The organism is Natronomonas sp., assembly GCF_046483325.1.
Taxonomy (GTDB): domain Archaea; phylum Halobacteriota; class Halobacteria; order Halobacteriales; family Haloarculaceae; genus Natronomonas.
Window position 1 is genome coordinate 1 of record NZ_JAWODL010000009.1, and the last position, 23,337, is coordinate 23,337.

Here is a 23,337-nt window from a genome sequence, read left to right on the forward strand (position 1 = left end):
CTCCGACGAACTCGAAGCGCTGCGGATGTATCTCGACAAACGCCGCAAGCGCGATCCGTTCTGGGGGAAGTATGCGTTAGGGGCATGACACGACTTTTCGCTCGGAACCAATAACAGAACAGGATTATCGTCGGATTCGTCATCGTGGTGCTCGTCCTTAGCTACGGGAGTGTTCGGCCCTACTGAGATAAGCATTATCTGACAGTACCGGCGTGCTGAATACAGGGCGCGAATGCAGCGTGTCGCTCGGCACCGATATCACGGGGACTGAACCAACAGAGATCGGTACGATCAATTCCAATGAGCAGATGGAGAGACAGTACCGAGCGGAACGGTCCACTTACTCTGGCGGTTCCCAACATCGCGAGAGTATCGATGCGGCTTGGGGTAGAAATCGATAACGGTGGCTGGCCAACTGGTTCGCGGGCGACGCTTGAATCTCTCACTCGACTCCGCCGCAAAAAAGAATCTATCTGAGATTACGCTTCTTCTTCACAGTTCTCGTTCAGTTCGAACGTCCCACACGTCGCGAGGTCGGTGTACTGCTTGGTCGTCGCGACCACGTCGCTCACCTCACCGGTCGCTGGGTCGACGGTCCGCCATTCACCGTCACTCGCGTCGTGTGCCCAGAGGGTCTCGGTATCGTCGAATGCGAGCTGGCTGAGAACCGCGTAGCTGTCACGGTCACTCTCGCCGGAGACGATGACTTCGTCGTTGGCCGAATCGGCCAGATCGACTTTGAAGAACGCTCCGTTCACACTGAAGTACAGCACTCCGTTGTCATCAGCAGCGATGTCACCGAACGTGTTGCCGGTGATTGGTAGCGTACGAACGTTCTCCGCCGTCACACTCCCGCTGTCTTCCACGACACTTCCGTCGCTATTCAATTCGACTTTGAACAGGGCGTCGCCGCCTTGCGGAGTGAAGTAGTATGCACCGTCGTAGACCGTCGCACCTGCGATGTCGCCTCCGCCGGAGATACCGTTGTACACCTTGATCCCGAGACAGCCGTCCTCGTTCATCGTCTTGAGGAGGCCACCTTTTTCCGCGAAGTACCAGACCTCGGTGGCCGGATCGAACGCGAGTCCATTCGGGTAGTTCGCATCGGAACTGTTGTCCGGAATGTCCCCGACGACGGCTTCGACGAGCTCGCCTTCATCAGCGTCGTCTCGGATACTCCAGATGTCGACTTTGCCCTCTTCGCCTCCAACCCGTGACGTTCCGTACATCGGACAGTCTGGGAACGGCGTCTCTTCGAGGCAGAACTGGAGGTTGCTGATAGCAGCCGTGTTCCCCCCGTTGTTCTCGAGGCCCGACATATAGACGGTGCCCGGGTCATCCACAGTGTCACAGTCGCCACCGCCGAAGGCCATCACCGTCGTCGCGACGTATCCGTCCGCCTCCCATTCGACGGAGACTGGTTCGCACTCCTCTCCATCTTTGCTGTCCCAGTCCGTTATCTCGACGAGTCCAGTGTCCGTCTCCTCCTCGAAATAGCAATCGGTGATGTTCCCATCCTCATCCGTCTCGGTAACGAATTCGAATTTCACGTAGGCATCACCTTCAGTACACTCGAAGGCCTTGTGGCAGGGTTTCCCGCCCCCCTTGGCTGCGGCCACGCCACTGAACGAGACTCCGATGAGCGCTGCACCAGAGGCCGCCCCCGCGCTCTTCAGTACGGTTCGCCGGTCTATGCCCCACGCTTCTTTGAACTCTTCGCTTGTCATGGTAGTCACTCGAATTTGAGAGCGTCATATTCCAACGCGTGAGAAATCCACTCCTACTGCGGGTTACGCGCTCTTCGTGTTATAATATACTGCAGATGATATAAACTCATGTATTATCTAACATGTGCTAACACAGAGCCATGGCTCGCCAGTATTGATTAGGGAGCTACACTGCAAGGACAACTGTCAAACTGCTGAATACATCCTCTGAAGTCAGCACGCTATTTATGACAGAAGTCGAGTAATTCATCTGGTCATTCTGACTCTAGACCACGTATCTATTAGCATCCCAGCGTCCAGGATCACTCTGTGAATACCCGTGAAGGAGCCACGGCCAGTCCGATGAGGATCACAGGCCCAATGATAAAACCTGCCCAAGTCAGGAGCACGAGAGTGCCAGTGATTGCGAGACCAACGCGTCTCCGGGAAGTGAGCCTGTAATCGGGTTGCAGTCCGAGCCCTACCACCCAGCTGCCACCGACAACCGGGATTATGACAAACACTGTAGTGAGGAGTGCTGCAAGTGTCAGTCCGGTCTGTGCTAACGCAATACTCATTTGAACAGCAGTATTCACTGCTGTTCCAATCGCCAGCAGTCCGGCTCCGGTCAGCGCAATGCGGAGCCGTATCCCTCCCCATTCGCTATGCCATCGTCTTCGAACGACCCCTATTCCCACCAAAATCGTCAGAAAAAACGGACCAAACACCAAGAGAGGATGCTGGCCCTCCCAAAGATGTGTTCGAAAGAGATCGAATGGAATGGTTAGATACTCCATCGGGGACCACTCCTCTTGGTACCCGATTGTGACGCCGACTGGACCGGCTTGGTTTGCTGGCTCGTAGACGGCGATCACGTAGATCCGCTCCGTTTCGACTTGCTGATCAAAGCTGGCCGTATGATAGTTAGCCGACGGCGTGAATGGTTCGTAGGTCGCGGTATTGGGACGATTTCCCTCAACGACGATAGCACCCATACCGTCCGGCACAGTCACCCCCTCTGGGACAGGGTCAGTTGCATGAAGCGCTGGACTCATAACGACGATTGACGGAGTGAACCCCCCTGTACGAGGAGTGAACGTCCCAACGTGGAGGCGTTCACCTGTATGCAGGGTTACTCGATAGTACTTGACCGTACCTTCGCCGAGCGAATCGTAGAAGGCCCACGATTTTATCGGATCCGAAATCTCAACGGCTTGTTCTGGGGTCGTGTTGTCGTCTGGGTATTCCGGAACGTGAGCCAGTACCGGCGACGCAATCAGGAAAAATACAAGTAGTATAATAAACAGACGTCCTATTCGCATCGGTTTGACCATGATTCTGCAACGGATTAGCCGTTGTGTAAATTCTTAATCGATGAGTGGGTATAGCAGTGGTGCTACATAGATACTGTAAGGACACCGTAAGAAACGGGTGAGCTGGAAATTTGTCACCTAATATCCGGCGGCAGAGCTTTTGATTCCTCTATTTTAACCTGGGAAACTTTTCACTGCGCCCTCATACTCTAAGTCGTGCATGACAATAAGAAACAATATCCACGCTCCGCGTGTTCGATAAGGGCAGACAGGATTTCCGAGTCACTCAGATCAACAGTCAGCCCTCTTCAACCACCTCTACTGCCACTTCATTCCGTCTCATAAACGGCGGTGTCCACGGATCATTATACCGGAGGAGAGTGGGGTCGCCTACCGGTTCGATTCCTTCACCTTCAAGTGCGGACAGAAGCTTCCGTGTCCGCCGTGCAACCCGCCACTCGGGAGCATACCATGAAAACTGGTTCACAGCGACAGTCTTCTGTGGCTCGGTGACGAGTGTAACATCCGAGTCCGTCGGCTCTGGTGCAGTCTCAGGACTATACTCTGAAGGTAGATAGAACGCCATCCGGACCGTGTCAGCGTCGGTCTCAGTCGCCTCTGACCGAACAGGAGCAGTCATCGAGATTGATGTCCCTCTCTGTGTTTCGACGGGGGTAGTCATCGAGATCGACTCGTTACCTCGGTTGGCTCCCGAGAGGTATCTGAAGAGTTGCCGAAACGCAATCCACTGATTTGGTGCCGTCGTTTCGACGAGAACCGTCTGGGGATACTGACGCAGTTCACCGCCGTTTAAGATTCGTAGCTGTTCATACGGCACTGAGTTCGCCTTCCTAGTTGAGTAGATACCCCATCCAACCCAGCCGGCAAATACCACGCCACCGCCAACAAGTACCGCCTTCGTGAGCGGTTTCATACAACACCTTCGTCGTCCGTACGGATTAATGAACTGCCGAGACAAGCTCTGACGTGATTTTCTGCATACTGCATGGACACTCTGTATCGGTCACGTCGCCACTGAACGGCGTTTGGGAAGTTTCTACCCGTGATGGACACGGCGTAGTGCATCAGCCGTCGCTGTCCCCGAGATACGGATGTATTTCTGCGCAGTCGCCAGATCGCTCCACCCCATTAGCGCTTGGAGCGGCATCGGGGCAACGCCCTTGCAGGCGTGGTAGCTGGCGGCGGTCGCTCGTAGACAGTGTGGATAGACACGCCCCGAAAGGCCAGCTTCCTCGGCAGCAGCCTGCACTCGTTTGTTGAATGTTGACCGCGAGCGGGAAAATGCATCGTACCGGTTAGCGAAACGCTCAACGCACAACTCCAGTCGAAGCGAGAGATCTTTTTCACCATTCGTTTCCCACGGCTACAGAACAGAGGTGGGTATCTAAAAAGCCCGTGTACGATGAAAATAGGCCGTGTATTACAGAGAATCGAGGAGAAAGCCTCGCGCTTTAGCGCGGGGAGGATGTCAACGGTTGTGTCTTTGTTCTACCTTGTTCAACTCGATCAGCAGCCGAAAGATCGCCTTCACGAGGTTCGCGTCCACGTCGAACTGTTCGGCGTTCGCTCCGGCGCGTTCCATCACCGCTTCCTCTTGAGATTCGTCCGTCGTCGGCAACCCCTTCTCTCGCTTTACCGCGGCGATACTCTCGGCGACGTACGTTCGTTGAGCGATCCGTTCGACGATCTCTTGGTCGATCGACCTGATCTCCTCTCGGAGTTCGTCGAGGTCCATCTCCGCCGGATCACCGCGCATCATCGTATCGTTGCTCCCGTCCGTTGTGTCGTTGTTACCCATGTGTGACCCTCCCGTTTACTCCAGGTCTCCGAAAGCGCTTCGAGCGTCTCGCGGTCGCCGACGGCGGTGTAGCTCGGTCCGGTCCCCGACAGCGAAGCGGCGGCGGCAGGTAGCGCCTCGACCAGCGGTTCCGTGGAGCGCTCCAATGCCGCGCAGAAGGCGAAGCCGTTGACGCACATCGCGTCCAGATACTCCCCCTCCATGGCGAGGTCGTACACGATGTCCGCCATCGGAGCGATGCGTTCACACCGTGACACGTCCGCGTCGGCCGAAAACCCCTGCTCGTCGGGCGTGTACACCAACACGTCCCAATCGGGATCCTCGCGCCGAAGCACCTCATCGGTCGTGTTGTCGGTCACGGTCACACCCCCGAGCATCGACGCCGATGCGTCGTCGAATGCGCCGGTTACCGTGACGCCGACCTCCCGCGCCGCATCGACGCCGATCCGGCAGGCGTCCTCTCGGTCGAGGTCAGCGTCGAGGGCGTCGAGCGTCGCAAGTACCGTCGCGTTTGCTGCCGCGCTGGAGCTTTTCAGCCCGGACGCCATCGGAATTTCGCTTTCGGTTCGTACGTGGCCGCCCTCTTCGTCCCCGAACTGCTCGATCACCGATTCGACGCAGCGTTCGACGAGCCGGGTGTCGCCGTCGGGTTTCTTGGCTATCTCGGCGGTTACCTCCCCGGTGTCGTCGAGCTCCACGGTCGCCTCGGTGTAGGCGTCCTCGATCGCGAACGCGGAGCCGTACCCGTTCGCGAGCGCGTTCAATACGGTACCGGCCGCCGGAGCGGCTGCACGACCAACCATCGCTTCACTCTCCCCGTGGGTGCTACAAAGCGATGACGGTCGCCGTGCGAATCCTGCACACGACGTGACACTTTGGAAATCCGCATCACGATCGAGTGTCGTCCGGCAGCCGCAGGGCTCCGGAACCCAGCCCACGAAAGATATGGATGCTCGCTAGGGGATTTGAACCCCTGTCATCGGCTCGAAAGGCCAATATGATTGGCCGGGCTACACCAAGCGAGCGACGTTTCCGAGTCCGATTCGGGACGGTATAAAACTGTCTGTATCGATCCGCGAACCGGATGCTTGCGCGCGGTTGGGTGCGCTTTCGCACGTCACGTCGGATCGTCTTCCGCAGCGATTTCGGCCTTCACTGTTCACACGTCGAAGACGACGTAAGCCCGCCATTCCGACGACTCCCGTTCGAGCGCCATCTCGGAGTACGTCACTGCTTTGATTTCGCGGGCCTCGATATCCTCGACTGGGACTCCCCGCGCCGACGCCTCCAGCGTCAGCGTGCCGTCCTCGTCGATCGAGGCGTGGTGATCCACCGGGAGCACGTCTCGGACGTCACGTTGATAGATTAGTTCGTCGAGATAGTCGAAGAGGAGCGCTTCTTTCGATTCGGCTCGTACGGTCATGGAGAATCGATCGCCGGTCTCGGGGATCGACTCACAGTGAGCGGCAGAGAGCCCGCTAGCGACGGCCTCGAAGACGTCGCTCAGCGTTTCACCGCTCGCTTCGACGGCGATATCGGCCGTGTGCTCGCGTAATTCGAACGTCATACCCTCGCTTCGATCTGGTGGATCAATACGCCCGCGGATCGAGTGTCCATCCCCCTCGAACTCGCACGGGTCGATGGAAACCCTTGCGGGGGAGTGACGTTCGAGGGCGGTGGAGTTATATTTGACCGAATCGTACGCTGTGGCAGTGAGTGTCACCATCGATCTCCGTGCGTTCGGCCCCGGTGACGACGCGTTCGTCGAGGAGGCGTGGGCGCTGAAAGAGCGCATTCGGCGGCGTGAAAACGTTCTCAAACAGCGCCGCGGCTTCTTCACCGACGCCTATCGTCGCTCGAAGGTGTACGCACTCGTCGAACCGGGATACGACTCGGAGACGCTAGTCGGGTTCGCGTCGACACGGCGCGACGGGTACATTCTCTTTTTGGCGGTCGCGCCGGAGTACCGTGGCGAGGGGCTCGGTCGACAGCTCGTCGCGGCGGTCGCCGACGAACACAGTTCGGTCACGTGTCACGCGCGATCCACGAACGACGGCGCGCTCGCGTTTTACGAACGCCTCGGCTTCGAGGTCGAACGACGGGTGGAAAACTACTACGAGGATCGTGGCGACGCCTACTACCTTCGGCTCGGCGACGGCGGCTTGGCGTCGAAGCTCTCGCGGTTCGTTCCCGGCGCGTAGCTCGCGACGGCAACGCTTTTTCACCCCCCTGTCCAAACCGAGGTATGGACGGCCGGACCCGTGAGTACCTCAAAGGCCGGTTCGGCGACCACTACCGCCGAACGACCGTTTCGCCACCCCCCGCGGGCAACGAACGCGAGTGGGGATACATCACGTGGGGGGCGGGCGGCACGACGATGGTTCGGCACAATTCGTACCTCGATCTCGCTGGCGGCGGCGACCTGGGCGGGTTCTTGGCCGGCGAGCGGCCGCGACACGTCTACTTTTCGGCGGGACGATACGACGATCCCGGTGCGGGATCGATGGGCGAAAAGGGGTGGCGCGGCTCGGATCTCGTCTTCGATCTCGACGCAGACCACCTCCCCGGCGTCGATCCCGAAACGACGACCTACGCGGCGATGCTCGACGCGTGTCAGGACGCCCTCCGTCGGTTGCTCGATCTCCTGGAAGTTGACTTCGGCTTCGAGAATCCCGAAATAGTGTTCTCCGGTGGTCGGGGCTACCACGTTCACGTCCGACGAGGCGACGTCTCCGGCTTGAGTCGACGCGCGCGCAGAGAAATCGTCGAATACGTCCTCGGCGAGGGGATCGAGTTCGAGGATATCGTCTCGACGCGAACCGTAAGCGGGAGCGCCGGCCGGCGTTCGCCCGCCCAGAAACGGACGTTACCCGACGGCGGGTGGGCCGAACGTACTCGACGCCGACTCGACGAGTTCGTCGACGAACTGCTGTCGATGGAAGAGTCGGACGCGATCGCCAGACTCCGGGAGTTCGACGGGATCGGCGAGGGGAAAGCCAACGCCGCGCTCAACGCGGCGCGGAACAATCGGGAGGAACTCGCCCGGGGGAACGTCGACGTTCATCCCGCAGTCCACGGTATCGCCCGCCTGATCTTTTCGGAGGTGGTTCGAGCGCAGTCAGCACCGATCGACGAGCCGGTGACGACCGACATCAATCGGCTCATCCGGCTGCCGGGGAGCCTCCACGGCGGGACGGGACTCGAAGTTCTGCGCATCGACCGCGCGGACCTCGATGCGTTCGATCCGCTGGTCGATGCGGTTCCCGATACGTTCGTCGGCAACGAGATCATGGTGTACGCCGACGAGGCGACGACGATCGAACTCCGGGGCGAAACATTTAGCATCCAGGAGGGTGTGCGTTCCGTCCCGGAGTACGTGGGTATCTTCGCGATGGCCCGCGGACACGCGAGCAAGGCAGGAGAATGAATCTCGACGAACTTCAGTCGGTGCAGGCACGCGAGCGTCAATCGAGCGACCTCCAGCACCTGCGTTCGTCGTTTTACAAGGAGGTCGGTGACTTCATCGGCGAGCTCAACGACAAGCGCGCGCGAGTCGTCGAGGCGGCGGATGATCCGTTTTCGGAGCCGGAAGTTAGACGGCTCACCGACGACATCGAAACGGCCGAGGGGACCATCGAGGCTATCTACGAACGTCGCGTTGGAAAGGTGGTAAAGAAGGCTTCGATCGCCGCAGCGGGAATGCCGGTCGAAGAGGACGGCCTGACCCGCGAGGAGGAGTCGCTGTTCACGGATCTCGTCGACCGGATCGAGCAGAACCGCGATCAGGTCCTCTCTGTACTTGACGGCGAGACGACGACGGTCTCGTGTACGATCGACGAGCGGTCGGACGACGCGTCGGTGGATTCCGTGTCAGACGACACTGCGACGGCCGACCCAGAAAAAACTGGACAGTCGCCAGCCTCGGAACCGAAGCCGGCGTCGACCGAGACCGACCCTACACGGAGCGGAGGCGGGATTAGCGCGGCCGATCTGATGGGCGGTGCGTCGGGCGGGGCTGCTCGTGCCTCGGACGCGGACCCTTCACTCGCGCCGCCGGACCGGTCATCGGAGTCGGCATCTGCCCCGGATACCCCATCAGCCGAGGCCGTGTCGCCCGAATCGCCGCCCGATGAGACCGCGCCGGCTTCGCCCTCGAACACCGAGGTCGAGATCGACGCCGAAGCGCGTGAGATTCCCGGACTGCCGCGAACGACCGTCCGAATCACCGCGAACGTCGGCGAGATCGTCGGTGCGGACGATCGTGATTACGACCTCAGCGCCGAGGACGTCGTCACGCTCCCGGAGCCGAATGCGGACGTCCTCGTCGAGAAGAACGCGGCTGAGCGTCTCTAGTCCGGGGACCGCTTTCGAGTTCACACCGGCGAGCAATCGCTTTGTTCCCCCCCGGTTCGGTGCGATATTTCCGCGAGATATTTGACCGACTCGGGTGTGAACCGCAACTCTACCGAATACGTTTGACGCGTTCTCTGCCTGCGTTTTTGAGAATAAGATTTAAATATCTTAGACACTAACTCGTAGTTAGTATGACTGAATATACGCAGTCGATTCGCGGCGATATCGACGGAGTGGTTCGTCACTACGAATACGACGACAGCACCGTTCTCGTCGCCGATTTCGGGTTCGTCAACGGGAGCGTCGATGTCGTCGACGGCACCGCGATAGTGGTCGTGGACGACGACCAGTACGAGTTCGACGTTCCGGACGGAGCCACCCGTGCGATTATGAACAATGGGATCGTCAGTATCGAGGTGGAGCGATAATCAATGAGACTCACGGTTAAACCGCTGAAACAGAAAGATGCTGGCCGTGGACTGGCAGCCATCGACCGAGCCGCAATGGAGGAGTTGGAGCTCGAAAACGGCGATTACATCGTCATCGACGGCGGTGACTCGCGCGCTGTCGCCCGCGTGTGGCCCGGCTATCCGGAGGATCAGAGCCGCGGCGTCGTCCGTATCGACGGTCGGCTCCGACAGGAGGCAGACGTCGGCATCGACGATAAGGTTCAGATCGAGCCCGCGGACGTAAACCCCGCAAAGCAGGTGACCGTCGCGCTGCCGCAGAACCTCCGGATCCGCGGCAACATCGGCCCGCACATCCGCGATAAGCTCAGCGGCCAGGCAGTTACGACCGGGCAAAACGTTCCGTTCTCGCTTGGTCTCGGCCCGTTGTCAGCCCAAAGCGGCCAGCGCATCCCGCTTCGAATCGCCAATACGGACCCCAGCGGAACCGTCGTCGTCACCGACTCCACGGAGATCAAAATCAGCGAAAAGCCCGCCGAACAGATCACGCACGCCGGCTCGGGTAGCGGACGGGCAGCGAGCGGCGGCACGCCCTCGATAACCTACGAGGATATCGGCGGCTTGGACGACGAACTCGAACAGGTTCGTGAGATGATCGAACTGCCGATGCGACACCCCGAACTGTTCCAACAGCTCGGTATCGAGCCGCCGAAAGGCGTCCTCCTCCACGGTCCACCCGGGACGGGGAAGACGCTCATGGCGAAGGCCGTCGCCAGCGAGATCGACGCTCACTTCACGGATATCTCCGGCCCGGAGATCATGTCGAAGTACTACGGCGAGTCCGAAGAACAGCTCCGTGAGGTGTTCGACGAGGCCGCCGAAAACGCGCCGGCGATCGTCTTCATCGACGAGATCGACTCGATCGCCCCCAAGCGCGGTGAGACGAGCGGCGACGTCGAACGGCGTGTCGTCGCCCAACTGCTGAGCCTGATGGACGGACTCGAGGAGCGCGGCGACGTGATCGTCATCGGCGCGACGAACCGCGTCGACGCCCTCGACCCCGCGCTGCGACGCGGGGGGCGCTTCGATCGGGAGATCGAGATCGGCGTCCCGGACAAGGACGGCCGCATGGAGATCCTGCAGGTCCACACGCGTGGGATGCCGCTCGCGGATGGGATCGACCTCCACCAGTACGCGGACAACACCCACGGATTCGTCGGGGCCGACCTGGCGAGTCTGACGAAGGAGGCCGCGATGAACGCCCTCCGTCGGATCCGTCCCGAACTCGACCTCGAGCAGGAGGAGATCGACGCCGAGATCCTCGAATCCATGTCGGTCACCGAAGGCGATTTCAAGGACGCACTGAAGGGGATCTCACCCAGCGCGATGCGAGAGGTCTTCGTCGAGGTCCCGGACATCACTTGGGACTCCGTCGGCGGCCTCGAGGACACCAAGGAGCGTCTCAGGGAGACGATCCAGTGGCCGCTCGACTATCCCGAGGTGTTCGCGGCGATGGACATGCAGGCCGCGAAGGGCGTCCTGCTGTACGGGCCGCCCGGGACGGGGAAGACGCTCATGGCGAAGGCCATCGCCAACGAGGCCAATTCGAATTTCATTTCGATCAAAGGACCCGAACTCCTCAACAAGTACGTCGGGGAGTCGGAAAAAGGCGTCCGCGAGGTCTTCGAGAAGGCCCGCTCGAACGCCCCGACGGTGGTCTTCTTCGACGAGATCGACTCGATTGCGGGCGAACGCGGCCAGCGGATGGGTGACTCGGGCGTCGGCGAACGTGTCGTCTCGCAGTTGCTGACCGAACTCGACGGGCTGGAGTCGCTGGAAGACGTGGTCGTCATCGCAACGACGAATCGACCGGACCTCATCGACTCGGCGCTGTTGCGCCCCGGTCGCCTCGACAGACACGTGCATGTTCCCGTCCCGGACGAGGATGCGCGACGGGCGATCTTCGCCGTCCACACCCGGAACAAGCCGCTCGCCGACGACGTCGACATCGACGAACTCGCTGATGAAACCGACGGCTACGTCGGTGCCGATATCGAGGCGGTCTGTCGGGAGGCCTCCATGGCCGCGACGCGGGAGTTCATCAACAGCGTCTCCGCGGAGGAGGCGGCTCAAAGCGTCGGCAACGTCCGGATCACCCGCGAGCACTTCGACGAAGCGCTCGACGAGGTCGGCCCGAGTGTCGACAACGAGACCCGAGAGCGCTACGAGCAGATCGAAGAGGAGTTCACCCCCGGCGAGGAACCGGCCGAACCCGAGATCAGCCGAACCTTCCAGTAAGCGCCGGGTCAGCATTCCCCGGTCGATTCTGAGCACGGTCGCCGGCAAGCATTTATCAGTCGATCACCCTCCATCCTGCGATGACTACGGACACCGAACCTCCCGATGGCGGATCTATCTCGAAGGCCACGCTCTTTATCTGTCCCGCGACCGGACGGCTCCGATCGACGAGGTGTGGCCGTTCGACACGCGAGACGGCCGAGCGGACGTGACGTGGCCCGACTGCGGTTCTTTGATCCTCAGTCAGCCGGAGTTCGACTCGGACGGATCGAAACGCCTCCTCCTCGTCTGACCACCACCCCCACCGCCGGACCGTGCCGACGACTTGCGAACTGTCCGGCCGTGTCGTCCCACTCGAACGGATCGACGACCCACAGGTCCTCCAAGAACATCATCTCCGCCCGGAAGCGCGTGCCGAGAGTCCGACGGTCATGTCCTGTCGACCCTGCCACGAGTAGATTTACGCAAGGCTTGGCAACGACGAACTCCGTGGAGGCTACGATACCATCGAGGCGCTTCGGGACGGGCTCTCGGGGTACGTCGAGTGGATCCGCGCCACGAACAAACTCGACATCAAGGTGCGACGAAGCGGCGGCTTTCGGAATCGGTAACGAGCGCCGGCCGGTGGCCAATCGAGGTCGCATCGTTCGCTCGTTGACGGCCCCCGCAGATTGGTGTCGGTGTCCCGCAGGATTAATCCATTCGACCGGGTAGATCACGTACATGAGTACCCTCCAGTACGTCGGCCTTTTTGCCTGTCTGGGCGGGCTCGCGGTCGTCTCCTCCATGGCCGTCCGCCGAGAGAACATCTCGGCACTCGTCAACGTGCTCGTATCGATTCTGTTGGTTCTCGTTCCCATACTCGTTGACGTGCTCGCTCACCGCGTGTATCAGGTCACTCTCGGGCTCTCACCGGAACTCCCACTGTGGATCGCCGTCGCTGGCTTGCTCCACGCCTCCGGGATGCTCGGCGTGTACGACGATGTCTGGTGGTGGGACCATCTCACCCACGCCCTCTCGGCCTCCCTCGTCGCGGCGCTAGCGTACGCGGCCCTTCTGGTCACCGTGGATCATGTTTTTTTCTCCGCTGGCAGCGGTCTCATCTGGATCGTGGTCGTGCTGTTGACGCTCCTTGCTGGCGTCTTCTGGGAGTTGCTGGAACTGCTGGGTAGAGTCCTCGAGCGTCAGTTCGGGGTTCCAAGTGTGCTCGATTACTACGGCCGACGCGATACGATCATGGACCTCTGCTTCGATATCGTCGGGGCTCTACTCGTTTTATTCCTCGATGTACGCCTCTTCGTGCCGATGGTGCAAGTCTCTCCCGACGCGACGGCGACGACGCTAGTGTTGGCTCTCGGTGGGTTGACCGTCGGCTCACTCGTCGTGTCTTTGATCCTCGCCATCGGTCACACCACATAATGCGTCTCCCGTTCGATCGGGAGCTTTCGAGGTTCGATCGACCGCGGCGCCAGCATTTATGCGCTGCCACCCGCAGTGTCGGTATGGAGTTCGTACGCTTCGCCCCGATCATCCTGGTCGCGATGCCGGTGGTTTGGCTCTGCGTGATGGCTGGCTACGCCTACGTCGACGCGCCGAACCACGGGATGTCACCGAACAAATGGGCCGCGATATCGTTTTTCGTCCCCCTCTTCGGATTCTTCGCGTACCTCTTCGAGCGCGAAGAACGAAATCGAGATTCCGACGACCGTGAGATGTTCACCGACGGCTTCGAGATTCACAAATCCAGACGTGACGACGTTTCGCTCGACCAACCGGACGAATCACCCGACGACGAACACCGTCGGTGAACGCGGCGGTACCGAAGTGCGAACAAAAAGCCCCGTGCTCTAGCGCAGGGAGGATGTCAATCGATCCGCTCGACGCCCGATTCCGTGATGACGTTGTCGAGGAGGTGAACCGGCGTCGCGTCGTACGCCGGATTGGCGACGGCGAACCCCTCGGCTGGTTCTCGCATCACCTCAGAGGACGACCGGTACTCGTTTTCGAAAATGAACCCGTTTTCGATCCGTTTCTCGCTCGCACCCACGACCGAGACGGGGACGGCGAGTTCGGCCGCCGTCGCCGCGATCGGGAACGTTCCGACGCGGTTGTACAGCGTCTCGTCGACGATCGAGGAGACACCGAGTAGCACTCTGCCGCAGTCGTCGAGGTAGTGGCCCACAGCGCCGTCGACGATGAGTGTGGTGTCGACGCGGTCGATTTCGGCGAGTGTTCGTGCGGTTTTCCGGCCGAGATACCGCGGGCGCGCCTCCGTGACGTAGACGTCGAGGTGATGTCCCTCGCGAGCGGCGAGTTCGATCGCCTCGACGACCGTCGAGGAGTAATCGTGAGTCAACACCGTGGCCCCGTCGGGCAGAAACTCGACGGCGTTCGCCGCCGCGCCGTGCTTGGCGGTTTCGACCGATTCGACCACTGCATCGATGGCCGATTCCGTCTCGACTTTCGCCGCCTCGATCGTCTCGAACGCCCCGTTTTCGACCCTCGAGAGGATCTCACGCTGGGTGTTGTGCAGCGACGCGTGGGAGGGTTGGGCGCGCCGGAGGGCGCTGGAGTTTCGATCGAGCGATCGAACGTACTCTTCGACGGTCGCGAAATCCCGGTCCAACAGCTCCCGCAACGCCTCGGCCGCCTTAACCGCGACGACCGATGACGAGTGCGTTTGCATCTCTCGAATCTCCTCGACTGTTTCGTCGATCATGCCCGTGAAATCGACCGGCGGCGGCATATGCCTTCGGGCGCGTTTCGCGTCTCGGCGTGTCGGTCTCCAACGACGTAGACGATTTCGAATCGGGTCCCGCCTCCATGCCGTTCGTGACGAAGATACGCCAACCGTGGGCGGCGACGACCCCCTCTACGATCGAGAGGTCGAGTTCGATCCCCTCCTCCCCGGTCGTGAAGTCCGATTCGAACACTTGCGCTCTGTGATCCGGCGGAACACCGGATCCGTCGTGTTCGACCGCGTTCCGAAACAGGTTCTCGAACGGCCGTTCGACGCGCACTCGGTCGGCTCGAACGTCGTACTCACCCTCTAGAACGCATGTCGGGTCCCTCGTTCGGGAGTGGTTCCAACAGCGGCGGGCTCCGACGGGGACGTGACTTTTGTGTGGCTTTTCTCGCTCGCCTATCGGGAGATCGAGAGGATGCCGAGATGAGTTGGTCCATCCGTTCGAGGGCCGACGCGACTCCCGTGAGGTGTTCGCTGTCGCGCCTCGTCCGCGTCCAGTGTCGAGGCGATCATCTGGTGTCTGTCTCCCGATGCGACGGGGGTACATATGCAATCCCGTCCTCATTTCGGTAGCGGTTCGATCTGACGATCGGTTCCGATACCGAACGTGTCGCTTATTTCGTTGGCGACGTAACGACAGTCGATGACCGATGGGGTCGCGACGGAGGCGGCTATGGACGCGTTTTCGTACTTGCACGCCGACGTTCGCGCGGCGCTGTCCGAGCGCGGATTCACCACGCCGACGGAGCCACAGCGAAGGGCGATTCCGCAGCTGACGGACGGCGATCACGGCCTCATCATCGCTCCGACCGGATCCGGGAAGACCGAGACGGCGATGTTGCCCGTCCTCTCCGCGATCTGTAGCCGAGAACGGAGACACGGGATACAGGCGCTTTATATCACGCCACTCCGGGCCCTGAACCGCGATATGCGAGAGCGGCTCGACTGGTGGGGTGAGGCCCTGGGAATCGAGGTCGCGGTTCGACACGGCGACACCACCGATTACCAACGGCAAAAACAGGCCGACGATCCGCCGGACGTGCTCGTGACGACGCCGGAGACGCTGCAGGCGATGTTCACGGGGAAGAAGCTCCGCCGAGCGATCGCCGACGTCGAACACGTCGTCGTCGACGAGGTTCACGAACTCGCCGCGTCGAAGCGGGGCGCACAGCTCGCGATCGGGCTCGAACACCTCCGCGAGCACGCGGGGCCGTTCCAGCGGATCGGCCTCTCCGCGACGGTCGGCGATCCCGAGGAGGTCGGCCGGTTTCTGACGGGCGACCGCGGCTGTCGGATCGTCGAGGTCGAGGCAGGATCGAACGTCGACGTGTCGGTTCGAACGCCGGAGATCGAGTCGGCCGATCGGACCGCTGCCGGCGAGTTGTTGACCGAAGCCGACATCGCGAGTCACGTCCGAGTCATCGACGAACTCGTCGCGGCGCACGATTCGACGCTCGTGTTCGTCAACACGCGGCAGACCGCCGAGGGGCTCGGATCGCGGCTGAAATCCTACGGAACCGATGTCGGAATCCACCACGGATCGCTGTCGAAAGCCGCCCGGATCGACGTTGAGGACCGGTTCAAGACGGGCGAACTCGACGCGCTGCTTTGTACCTCCTCGATGGAACTCGGGATCGACGTCGGCCGGATCGATCACGTCGTCCAGTATTCGAGCCCCCGAGAGGTCAGACGACTCTTACAGCGGATCGGGCGCGCGGGGCACCGGCGCGACGAGGTCTCCTCGGGGACGATCATCGCGACGACGCCGGACGACGTTTTCGAGGCGCTCGCCATCGTCGATCGGGCCGAACGCGGCGAAGTCGAACCCGCCGGGATTCACCACGCGAGCCTCGACACGGTCGCGAACCAGATCCCGGGGTTACTCATGGGGTTCGGCGAACTGTCAGCCGCTCGCGGCTACGACATAGTCACCCGTGCGTACCCGTTCCGTAGCCTCTCCGAAGAACAGTTCAAGGCGGTCGTTCGAGAGCTTTCGGGGAACCGACTTCTGTGGCTCGACGAGGACGCCGATCGCATCGAGAAATCCGGCGGCACGTGGCAGTACTTTTATGCGAACCTCTCGATGATCCCCGACGAGGCGAACTACGTCGTCAAGGACATGGCCTCCGGGGAGTCCGTCGGCACGCTCGCCGAACGGTTCGTCGTCACCTTCGCCGCGCCGGGTGAGACGTTCGTTCAGCGCGGTGAGATGTGGCGAATCACGGAGATCGACGACGAGACAGAGGAGGTGTTGGTCTCGCCGGTCGGATCGCCGACCGGCGAAGTGCCGTCGTGGGTCGGCCAGGAGATCCCTGTGCCCTACGACGTCGCCCAACACGTCGGGCGGACGCGGGCGGAGACGCGAGCGCGGTTCGACGACGGGATGGGACGCGGACACGTCGCACGGGCGCTCGCCGATCGGTTCCCGACCGACGAACACACTGCGAGCGAAGCGCTCGCGCCGGTCGAGGCCCACGAGGGTCCGGTGCCCTCTGATCGTCGGGTCCTCGTCGAGGGGTTCGGCCGGGAGATCGTGCTCAACGCCGCGTTCGGGCATACGATAAACGAGACGCTGGGTCGGCTGCTGTCGGCGCTCATCGGACAGCGAACCGGTTCCTCGGTCGCGATGGACGTCGATCCCTACCGAATCGAGCTCGAAGTTCCATCGGGAATCACTATGGGTGACGCCGTCGAGATACTGGAGACGACCGATCCCGAACACGTCCCGACGCTCGTGGAACTGAGCCTGAAAAACTCCGACGCGCTGAAGTTCACGCTGGCACAGGTCGCAGCGAAGTTCGGCGCACTGAAACGCTGGAAAGGGAAGGGCTCGAGCCAGAACCGATTCGGGAAGGATCGACTACTCAAAGCGCTCGAGGACACGCCGATCTACGACGAGTCGATCCGGGTCGTCCTCCACGAACAACTCGACGTGGATGGCGCGAGCGACGTAGTTCGCCGGATTCAGGCGGAGAATCTCGAACTCGAAACGGTCGGCGGGCGGACGGCGCTCGGCCGGGCCGGTCGGTCGTCGGGGCGGGAACTGCTCTCGCCGGAGAAAGCCGACGCATCCGTCGTCGAGACGGTCAAAGAGCGAATCATGGACGACCGGGTGCTCCTCGCGTGTCTACATTGCAACGAGTGGGATCGGAGACAGACCGTCGAGCGAGTCCCCGAACAGCCGGAGTGTCCGAACTGTGCCTCGACGCGTATCGCGGCGCTGAATCCGTGGGCCGACGAAGTGCTGGATTCCGTTCGGACGGACGAACACCGGAAGAGCGACGATCAACGAAAACAAACCGAACGAGCGTACAGGGCCGCGAGTCTGGTTCAGAGCCACGGCAAGAAAGCGGTGATCGCACTTGCGGCGCGGGGTGTCGGTCCCCGCAACGCCGCGTTGGTGATCAACAATCACCGTGAGGACGAGATGGATTTTTACCGGGACATCATCGAGCGCGAACGCCAGTACGCCCGAACGAAGTCGTTTTGGGATTGAGTATCCCGACTACTCCGCCGCTGGGGCGTGTCGGCTCCGTTTCGCTCGAAGCGACAGCACTGAGGTGTAGAGGATCGCCGCGGCGACGACGACGGCGGCTCCGACGACCATGATCAGTCCGACCGTCTCCAGCAGTTCGCTGCCGAGATACGATCCGATCTCGCCGATTCCGACCGCAATCGAACCAACCAACAGCATTCCACCGAAGTAGATCTTGATGCCGTCGGCGTCGACGACCGCGGTCGCGGCCGAACCGATACGCGCGCCGAGTGCGCTACCGAACAGGAGCGGAGCGACGATCGAGAGGTCGACGCCGCCGCCCTGTCCGTACAGGTAGCTCCCGATCGCGCCGGAGAACACGATCTCGAAGAGGTCCGTCCCAACGGCGACCGGAACCGGGACGCCGACCGCGTAGATCATCGCAGGCATGCGGATGAATCCGCCGCCGACGCCGAGAAAGCCCGACAGGAGCCCCGTCAGGAACGCGACGATCGTGATGACCCACAGAGAGACCTGCACGTCGCCGCGGAGGGTGACCATCGGCGGAATTCGAATCGTCCGCTGGATCCGTTTCGCCGTTTCCGGAATGTCGTACTCACTGAGGTCCTTGTCGGCGGCGTCGTGATCGACCCCCACGCCACCGCCTTTGAGGGCCTCACGGGTGACGAGTAGGCCGATGCCACCGAGTAACAGCACGTACGCGACACTGATAATGCCGCCCGCTAGCCCGAGCGTTTCGAGATAGAAGACGCTCGCGCGACCCACTTCGATCCCGAGCGTCGTCCCGGCGATCATGATCGCGCCGAGTTTGTAATCGACCTGCCCGAGATCGTGGTGTTTCAGCGTCGCGATGACGGCCGTCCCGAAGACGAACGCCATCCCGCTTCCGACCGCCACGCGAGCCGGATATCCCATCATCAAGAGGGCGGGCGTGACGAGGAAGGAACCGCCCATCCCGAAGAAGCCGAAGAGGATGCCGACGACCAGTCCGAAGCCGACGAAGAGCGCCAGCAGTTCGGGGGACCCGCCGACGGCGGCGAGGCTACTGTCCAGCATCGTCTTGGCCTCCGACGAGGATATTCATAAGTTTCGGACCGACCAACCGTTCGAGGCCGCCGTACCCGACGTAGAGGATGACCGCTTCGATCAAAATGGCCCCTATCAGGAGCGCGGTCTCCGGATCCCAGGTCGGAACTTCTAGTCCCGCCATGGTTCACCCATTCGATCCGTTCGTTCGATTGTTTGGAGTTGCTCCATTTCTGCTCAATATACCGTATCCGATGGAGGGATATAATGGTTGTGTCTGATTGGTACAATACTATATTCCGGTAACCCCTGTCTCGCCATACATAACTTACGAGTAGGTTTTTGTACCGCTGTTGAGCGTTTCGTCCGACGCCGCTGGGTGAGAAATTCATATGTGGAGATCCGTCGTAGTTCAACCATGCGAGCACTCTGTGCGACAGATCTATCGGCGGCCAGCGAAGCGGCGATCCAAAACCAAACGTGTCTGGACTGCCTCGGCCGCATCGGTGTCGACGAGATTCATCTCGTGACCGTCGTCCCGTCGAACGTTCACGCCGGGATGCCGGGGATCGACTTCGAGAGTCGACGACAGACGGCGCTCTCGAAATACCGCGACGTGATCGAACGGGCCGGGTTCGACGTCGAGACGCACGTCGTTCGCGGAACGCCTCACAGGCGGATCAACGGTATCGCCGAGACGATCGTCGCCGATCTGGTCCTCGTCGGCTCTCGCGGAAAGAGCCCGCTCGAGAACCGCGTCATCGGCTCGACGGCGCGGAACTTAGCGCGGACCACAGTCGTCCCGCTCGTCGTCAATCGCATCGAGCGCGGCGATGACGATCCCGCCCCCGTCCGAAAGCACCTCTTTCGACACGTCCTCTATGCGACCGACTTCTCCGAGAACGCGTCGCGCGCGTTCGAGGCCTTCTCGTATCTGCGGCACGCGACGCGTCGCGCGACGCTCGTGCACGTCAAAACGCCGAAGGATCCAGAGCTGACCGATGAAGCGTCCGCAGTCTCCGATCGATTGCGGGAGCGTGCCGAGACGCTGGAAGAATGGGGCATCGAAACCGAAATCGACGTTCGTAGGGGGGATCCGGCTGACGAGATCCTCCGATCGGAGGCCGCCCACTCGCCGACCATAACGCTCGTGGGTTCGCGCGGACACAGCCGGATGCGCCGCCTTCTTTTGGGGAGCGTTTCCGAACAGGTCGTTGCCCAAGCGGACGCGAACGTGTTGCTCATCCCGACGTCGCAGGTCTGACACGGCATACGATCTTCGACTGGCCTTCCTTGCGTCTGCGACGATTCATGTATATTGTAGAGTATTGTGAGAACTATCCAAAACTATTATACGTTCCTCTCCCCTAACCAGCAGTGTATGAGTTCCAACGCAGAACCCATCCCGACCGAACCGATTCAGCTAACCGACGCGGAAGGTCTCGACGAGGCCGTCTCCACCTACGACGTCGTCCTCGTCGATTTCTACGCGGATTGGTGCGGTCCGTGTCGGATGATGGAGCCGACGATCGAGTCGATCGCGAGCGACACCGACGCTGCCGTCGTCAAAGTAGACGTCGACCGGCTCTCGGGACTCTCGTCCCAGTACGGCGTCCAAGGCATCCCGACGTTACTCCTCTTCGCCGACGGCGAGAACGTCGAACGGCTCGTCGGCGTGCAGTCGGCCGATCAGCTCTCGAGCCTGATCGGGAGGTACACAGCGTAGATGCCCGCGGAACCTCTCGACGTGGTGATCGTCGGCTCCGGCGTCGCCGGTCAGTCGTCAGCGATCTACGCCGCGCGTGCGGATCTCGATCCGCTCGTTTTGACCGGTGACGAGCCGGGCGGCCAGCTCACGCTGACGACCGGCGTCGAGAACTACCTCGGCTTTCCCGACGGCGTCGGCGGTCACGAGCTGGTCCGGCGCGGGCGCGAGCAGGCCGAATCGTTCGGGGCATTGTTCGAACACGCCTCCGTCGTCGACGCCGATCTCGACGGTCGGCCGTTTCGGCTGACCCTCTCGAACGGCGAGACCATACGGACGCACGCCGTCATCCTCGCGACCGGGGCGAGCGCCCGAACGCTCTGCGTTCCAGGTGAGGACGAACTCATGGGATACGGGCTCTCGACGTGTGCGACCTGCGACGGCGCGTTCCACCGCGATCACGACGTGCTCGTGGTCGGCGGGGGCGACGCCGCGATGGAGGAGGCGCTGTTCCTCACCAAGTTCGCTGATTCCGTGACCGTCGTCCACCGTCGCGAGGAGCTTCGCGCTTCGGAGATCCTCGCTCGGCGCGCCACGGAGAACGACGATATCGAGTTCCGGTGGAACGCGGAACTCGCCGAGATCCACGGCTCGCCGTCGGAGGGCGTCACGAGCGTCACGCTCGTCTCTCACCCCGACGGTCATCCGAGCCGACGCCGTGACGATGGCGACGAGCGCGTCGAAGTCGAGCAACTCGACGTGCAGGGTGTCTTCTACGGGATCGGCCACGAGCCGAACACCGACTTCCTCGTCGACACCCCCCTCGATCTCGACGACCGCGGATACGTTCGAACCGATCCCCGAACCACCGCGACGGCTGTCGACGGTGTGTTCGCCGCCGGCGACGTGGCCGATTCGCGGTACCAACAGGCCATCACAGCGGCCGGAACCGGCTCGATGGCGGCACTCGACGCCGAGGCGTATCTCGACGAACTGACTCACGAGCCCGAACTCCTCGCATGACGCCCGAGGAACTCCGCGAGGACGTGCCCGCCCTCCACGAATCGACGTATCTCAATTTCGGCGCACACGGGCCGAGTCCCCGGTACGTCGTCGAGGCTGCCTCGGACTTCTTGGCCGAGCACGAGTACGGCTCCGGGGTTTCGGACCCGTATGACACCGCGTTCGGTGCCTATCGGGACGTTCGCGAACGTATCGCTGCCTTCATCGGTGCGGACGCCGACGAGATCGCGCTGACGGAGAGTACGACGGACGGGATCAATCGGATCGCGAACGCGTTCGAATGGGAGCCCGGCGACGTCGTCGTTCGAACCGATCTGGAACATCCCGCCGGAATTTTGCCGTGGAAGCGCCTGGAATCCCGCGGCGTCGAGGTACGCGTCCTCGAAACGACCGACGGGGCGATCGACACCGACGAGTTCGCCGACGCGGTCGCGGACGCGAAACTCGCTTGCACCAGCGCGACGACGTGGACGCACGGGACGCAACTGCCGGTCCGCGAACTCGCCGAGATCGCCTCTGATTCGGACGCGTTCTCGCTCGTCGACGCCGTTCAGACGCCCGGACAGGGGGCGATGGACGTACACGAGTGGGGCGCCGATGCGGTCGCGGCCGCCGGTCACAAGTGGCTGCTCGGTCCGTGGGGCTCGGGGTTTCTATACGTCGACCGAAAGCGTGCGAACGAACTCACCCCCGGCTCGATCGGCTATCGGAGCGTCACGACGCCCACAGCGGACGATATCGAGTACAAGCACGGGGCAGCCAGATTCGAGATCGGGACCACGTCGCCGGCTCCGCACGTCGGCCTCGTCGAGGCGATGGACGCGATAGAGGAGGTCGGTCTGGAGACGATCGAGACGCGGATCGAAACGCTCACCGACCGTCTGAAAGACGGGGTCGACGGTGACCGGCTCTTGAGCCCGCGCGCATACGACTCGGGTCTGGTCAGCATCGCGGGCGACGACCCCGACGCGACCGTCGATCGGCTCGCTGAACGTGGGATAGTCGTGCGTTCACTGTCGTCCCCCGAGGCGGTTCGCGTGTCGGTACACGCCGTCTCGACGGCATCCGAAATCGACTTACTCCTGGACGTCATCGGTGATCGGACATGACGGAGACGACCCGAGTCTGGATGGTCGAACGGACGTACTCCGACGACGAACAGAACCTCATCATCCTCACCTACGCGACCCCGGACGGACGCCAATACTTCCGGAAGGAGCGGGCCCTGACGAGTTTCACCGGTGACTCGAGAGCGACGCCGGCAAGTCTCGAAGTCGAGACGTCAAACCTCGGGGTCGTCGAGGACCTCGAGACACGCGAGCGATACGCGGACGAAGCGGCCCGAATGGCGGAAAAGTACGACCTCGACGAAGCTGTGTAGTCGTCGGTACCGAAGCCTCCCGAAACCACCGAAAGCGACAGCCTTTAGACGGTTACGGTCGCCT

25 protein-coding genes and 1 tRNA gene are annotated in these 23,337 nt (G+C 61.7%); 14 read left to right on the plus strand and 12 right to left on the minus strand.

Features of this window, described 5'->3' with window-relative positions; all coding sequences use genetic code 11:
* Nucleotides 1–479: 479 nt before the first annotated feature.
* The 8 genes from R6U53_RS01545 to R6U53_RS01580 all read right to left on the minus strand — a co-directional run bounded on the left by R6U53_RS01545 (nucleotide 480) and on the right by R6U53_RS01580 (nucleotide 6,405).
* A complete protein-coding gene (locus R6U53_RS01545; protein ID WP_410320618.1) occupies nucleotides 480–1,727 on the minus strand; it encodes a hypothetical protein in 1,248 nt (415 codons plus the stop codon).
* A 302-nt stretch (nucleotides 1,728–2,029) separates the two neighbouring features.
* Nucleotides 2,030–3,040, minus strand: coding sequence for a hypothetical protein (locus R6U53_RS01550; protein WP_410320619.1), 1,011 nt, complete (start codon nucleotides 3,038–3,040; stop codon nucleotides 2,030–2,032).
* A 277-nt stretch (nucleotides 3,041–3,317) separates the two neighbouring features.
* Complete coding sequence (locus R6U53_RS01555) at nucleotides 3,318–3,953, minus strand: SOUL family heme-binding protein (RefSeq protein ID WP_410320620.1); 636 nt, start codon at nucleotides 3,951–3,953, stop codon at nucleotides 3,318–3,320.
* A 123-nt stretch (nucleotides 3,954–4,076) separates the two neighbouring features.
* Nucleotides 4,077–4,358, minus strand: coding sequence for a tyrosine-type recombinase/integrase (locus tag R6U53_RS01560; protein ID WP_410320621.1), 282 nt, complete (start codon nucleotides 4,356–4,358; stop codon nucleotides 4,077–4,079).
* Nucleotides 4,359–4,508: 150 nt separating this feature from the next.
* Nucleotides 4,509–4,838 (minus strand): chorismate mutase, encoded by a 330-nt coding sequence (locus R6U53_RS01565; RefSeq protein ID WP_410320622.1) that lies wholly within the window; start codon nucleotides 4,836–4,838, stop codon nucleotides 4,509–4,511.
* Nucleotides 4,796–5,641, minus strand: a complete 846-nt coding sequence (locus R6U53_RS01570) for a shikimate kinase (protein ID WP_410320623.1) — start codon at nucleotides 5,639–5,641, stop codon at nucleotides 4,796–4,798. The genes R6U53_RS01565 and R6U53_RS01570 overlap by 43 nt, the downstream gene beginning before the upstream one ends.
* Before the next feature lie 147 nt (nucleotides 5,642–5,788).
* A tRNA-Glu gene (locus R6U53_RS01575) sits at nucleotides 5,789–5,863 on the minus strand.
* A gap of 134 nt (nucleotides 5,864–5,997) precedes the next feature.
* On the minus strand, nucleotides 5,998–6,405 hold the full coding sequence (locus tag R6U53_RS01580; protein WP_410320624.1) for an archease: 408 nt from the start codon (nucleotides 6,403–6,405) through the stop codon (nucleotides 5,998–6,000).
* Between the two features lie 145 nt (nucleotides 6,406–6,550).
* On the opposite strand from R6U53_RS01580, the gene R6U53_RS01585 reads away from it, so the two are divergent.
* The 8 genes from R6U53_RS01585 (at nucleotide 6,551) to R6U53_RS01620 (ending at nucleotide 13,704) form a co-directional block, all read left to right on the plus strand.
* Nucleotides 6,551–7,039: a GNAT family N-acetyltransferase gene (locus R6U53_RS01585; RefSeq protein WP_410320625.1), complete on the plus strand. Its 489-nt coding sequence runs from the start codon at nucleotides 6,551–6,553 to the stop codon at nucleotides 7,037–7,039.
* Between the two features lie 44 nt (nucleotides 7,040–7,083).
* Nucleotides 7,084–8,265, plus strand: coding sequence for a DNA primase small subunit PriS (gene priS / locus R6U53_RS01590; RefSeq protein ID WP_410320626.1), 1,182 nt, complete (start codon nucleotides 7,084–7,086; stop codon nucleotides 8,263–8,265).
* Nucleotides 8,262–9,191: a hypothetical protein gene (locus R6U53_RS01595; RefSeq protein ID WP_410320627.1), complete on the plus strand. Its 930-nt coding sequence runs from the start codon at nucleotides 8,262–8,264 to the stop codon at nucleotides 9,189–9,191. Before priS ends, R6U53_RS01595 begins: the two co-directional genes overlap by 4 nt.
* Nucleotides 9,192–9,382: 191 nt before the next feature.
* Nucleotides 9,383–9,619 carry a hypothetical protein gene (locus tag R6U53_RS01600; RefSeq protein ID WP_410320628.1) on the plus strand — a complete coding sequence of 79 codons (237 nt, stop codon included), beginning with the start codon at nucleotides 9,383–9,385 and terminating at the stop codon, nucleotides 9,617–9,619.
* A 3-nt stretch (nucleotides 9,620–9,622) separates the two neighbouring features.
* Nucleotides 9,623–11,896 carry a CDC48 family AAA ATPase gene (locus R6U53_RS01605; protein ID WP_410320629.1) on the plus strand — a complete coding sequence of 758 codons (2,274 nt, stop codon included), beginning with the start codon at nucleotides 9,623–9,625 and terminating at the stop codon, nucleotides 11,894–11,896.
* A gap of 80 nt (nucleotides 11,897–11,976) precedes the next feature.
* Complete coding sequence (locus R6U53_RS01610; protein ID WP_410320630.1) at nucleotides 11,977–12,108, plus strand: hypothetical protein; 132 nt, start codon at nucleotides 11,977–11,979, stop codon at nucleotides 12,106–12,108.
* A gap of 511 nt (nucleotides 12,109–12,619) precedes the next feature.
* The gene (locus R6U53_RS01615) at nucleotides 12,620–13,315 is read left to right on the plus strand and encodes a hypothetical protein (protein WP_410320631.1); all 696 of its coding nucleotides are present in this window, start codon (nucleotides 12,620–12,622) and stop codon (nucleotides 13,313–13,315) included.
* 83 nt (nucleotides 13,316–13,398) lie between these two features.
* Entirely contained in the window at nucleotides 13,399–13,704 is a 306-nt protein-coding gene (locus R6U53_RS01620) for a hypothetical protein (protein WP_410320632.1), read from the plus strand.
* Between the two features lie 56 nt (nucleotides 13,705–13,760).
* Here R6U53_RS01620 and R6U53_RS01625 read toward each other — a convergent pair whose 3' ends face one another.
* A complete protein-coding gene (locus R6U53_RS01625) occupies nucleotides 13,761–14,615 on the minus strand; it encodes a translation initiation factor eIF-2B (protein WP_410320633.1) in 855 nt (284 codons plus the stop codon).
* A complete protein-coding gene (locus tag R6U53_RS01630; RefSeq protein WP_410320634.1) occupies nucleotides 14,548–14,916 on the minus strand; it encodes an ATP-binding protein in 369 nt (122 codons plus the stop codon). Before R6U53_RS01630 ends, R6U53_RS01625 begins: the two co-directional genes overlap by 68 nt.
* Nucleotides 14,917–15,285: 369 nt before the next feature.
* Here R6U53_RS01630 and R6U53_RS01635 point away from each other — a divergent pair, with 369 nt between their 5' ends.
* Nucleotides 15,286–18,138 carry a DEAD/DEAH box helicase gene (locus R6U53_RS01635; protein ID WP_410320635.1) on the plus strand — a complete coding sequence of 951 codons (2,853 nt, stop codon included), beginning with the start codon at nucleotides 15,286–15,288 and terminating at the stop codon, nucleotides 18,136–18,138.
* A gap of 9 nt (nucleotides 18,139–18,147) precedes the next feature.
* Here R6U53_RS01635 and R6U53_RS01640 read toward each other — a convergent pair whose 3' ends face one another.
* Both R6U53_RS01640 and R6U53_RS01645 read right to left on the minus strand, forming a co-directional pair.
* Nucleotides 18,148–19,194, minus strand: coding sequence for a sulfite exporter TauE/SafE family protein (locus R6U53_RS01640; protein WP_410320636.1), 1,047 nt, complete (start codon nucleotides 19,192–19,194; stop codon nucleotides 18,148–18,150).
* Entirely contained in the window at nucleotides 19,181–19,348 is a 168-nt protein-coding gene (locus tag R6U53_RS01645; RefSeq protein ID WP_410320637.1) for a hypothetical protein, read from the minus strand. The genes R6U53_RS01640 and R6U53_RS01645 overlap by 14 nt, the downstream gene beginning before the upstream one ends.
* A gap of 234 nt (nucleotides 19,349–19,582) precedes the next feature.
* On the opposite strand from R6U53_RS01645, the gene R6U53_RS01650 reads away from it, so the two are divergent.
* The 5 genes from R6U53_RS01650 to R6U53_RS01670 all read left to right on the plus strand — a co-directional run bounded on the left by R6U53_RS01650 (nucleotide 19,583) and on the right by R6U53_RS01670 (nucleotide 23,273).
* On the plus strand, nucleotides 19,583–20,428 hold the full coding sequence (locus R6U53_RS01650) for a universal stress protein (protein WP_410320638.1): 846 nt from the start codon (nucleotides 19,583–19,585) through the stop codon (nucleotides 20,426–20,428).
* Nucleotides 20,429–20,545: 117 nt separating this feature from the next.
* Nucleotides 20,546–20,890: a thioredoxin gene (gene trxA / locus R6U53_RS01655; RefSeq protein WP_410320639.1), complete on the plus strand. Its 345-nt coding sequence runs from the start codon at nucleotides 20,546–20,548 to the stop codon at nucleotides 20,888–20,890.
* A complete protein-coding gene (locus R6U53_RS01660) occupies nucleotides 20,891–21,892 on the plus strand; it encodes an NAD(P)/FAD-dependent oxidoreductase (RefSeq protein ID WP_410320640.1) in 1,002 nt (333 codons plus the stop codon).
* On the plus strand, nucleotides 21,889–23,001 hold the full coding sequence (locus R6U53_RS01665) for an aminotransferase class V-fold PLP-dependent enzyme (protein WP_410320641.1): 1,113 nt from the start codon (nucleotides 21,889–21,891) through the stop codon (nucleotides 22,999–23,001). The genes R6U53_RS01660 and R6U53_RS01665 overlap by 4 nt, the downstream gene beginning before the upstream one ends.
* A complete protein-coding gene (locus tag R6U53_RS01670) occupies nucleotides 22,998–23,273 on the plus strand; it encodes a hypothetical protein (protein ID WP_410320642.1) in 276 nt (91 codons plus the stop codon). The genes R6U53_RS01665 and R6U53_RS01670 overlap by 4 nt, the downstream gene beginning before the upstream one ends.
* Nucleotides 23,274–23,337: the final 64 nt, after the last annotated feature.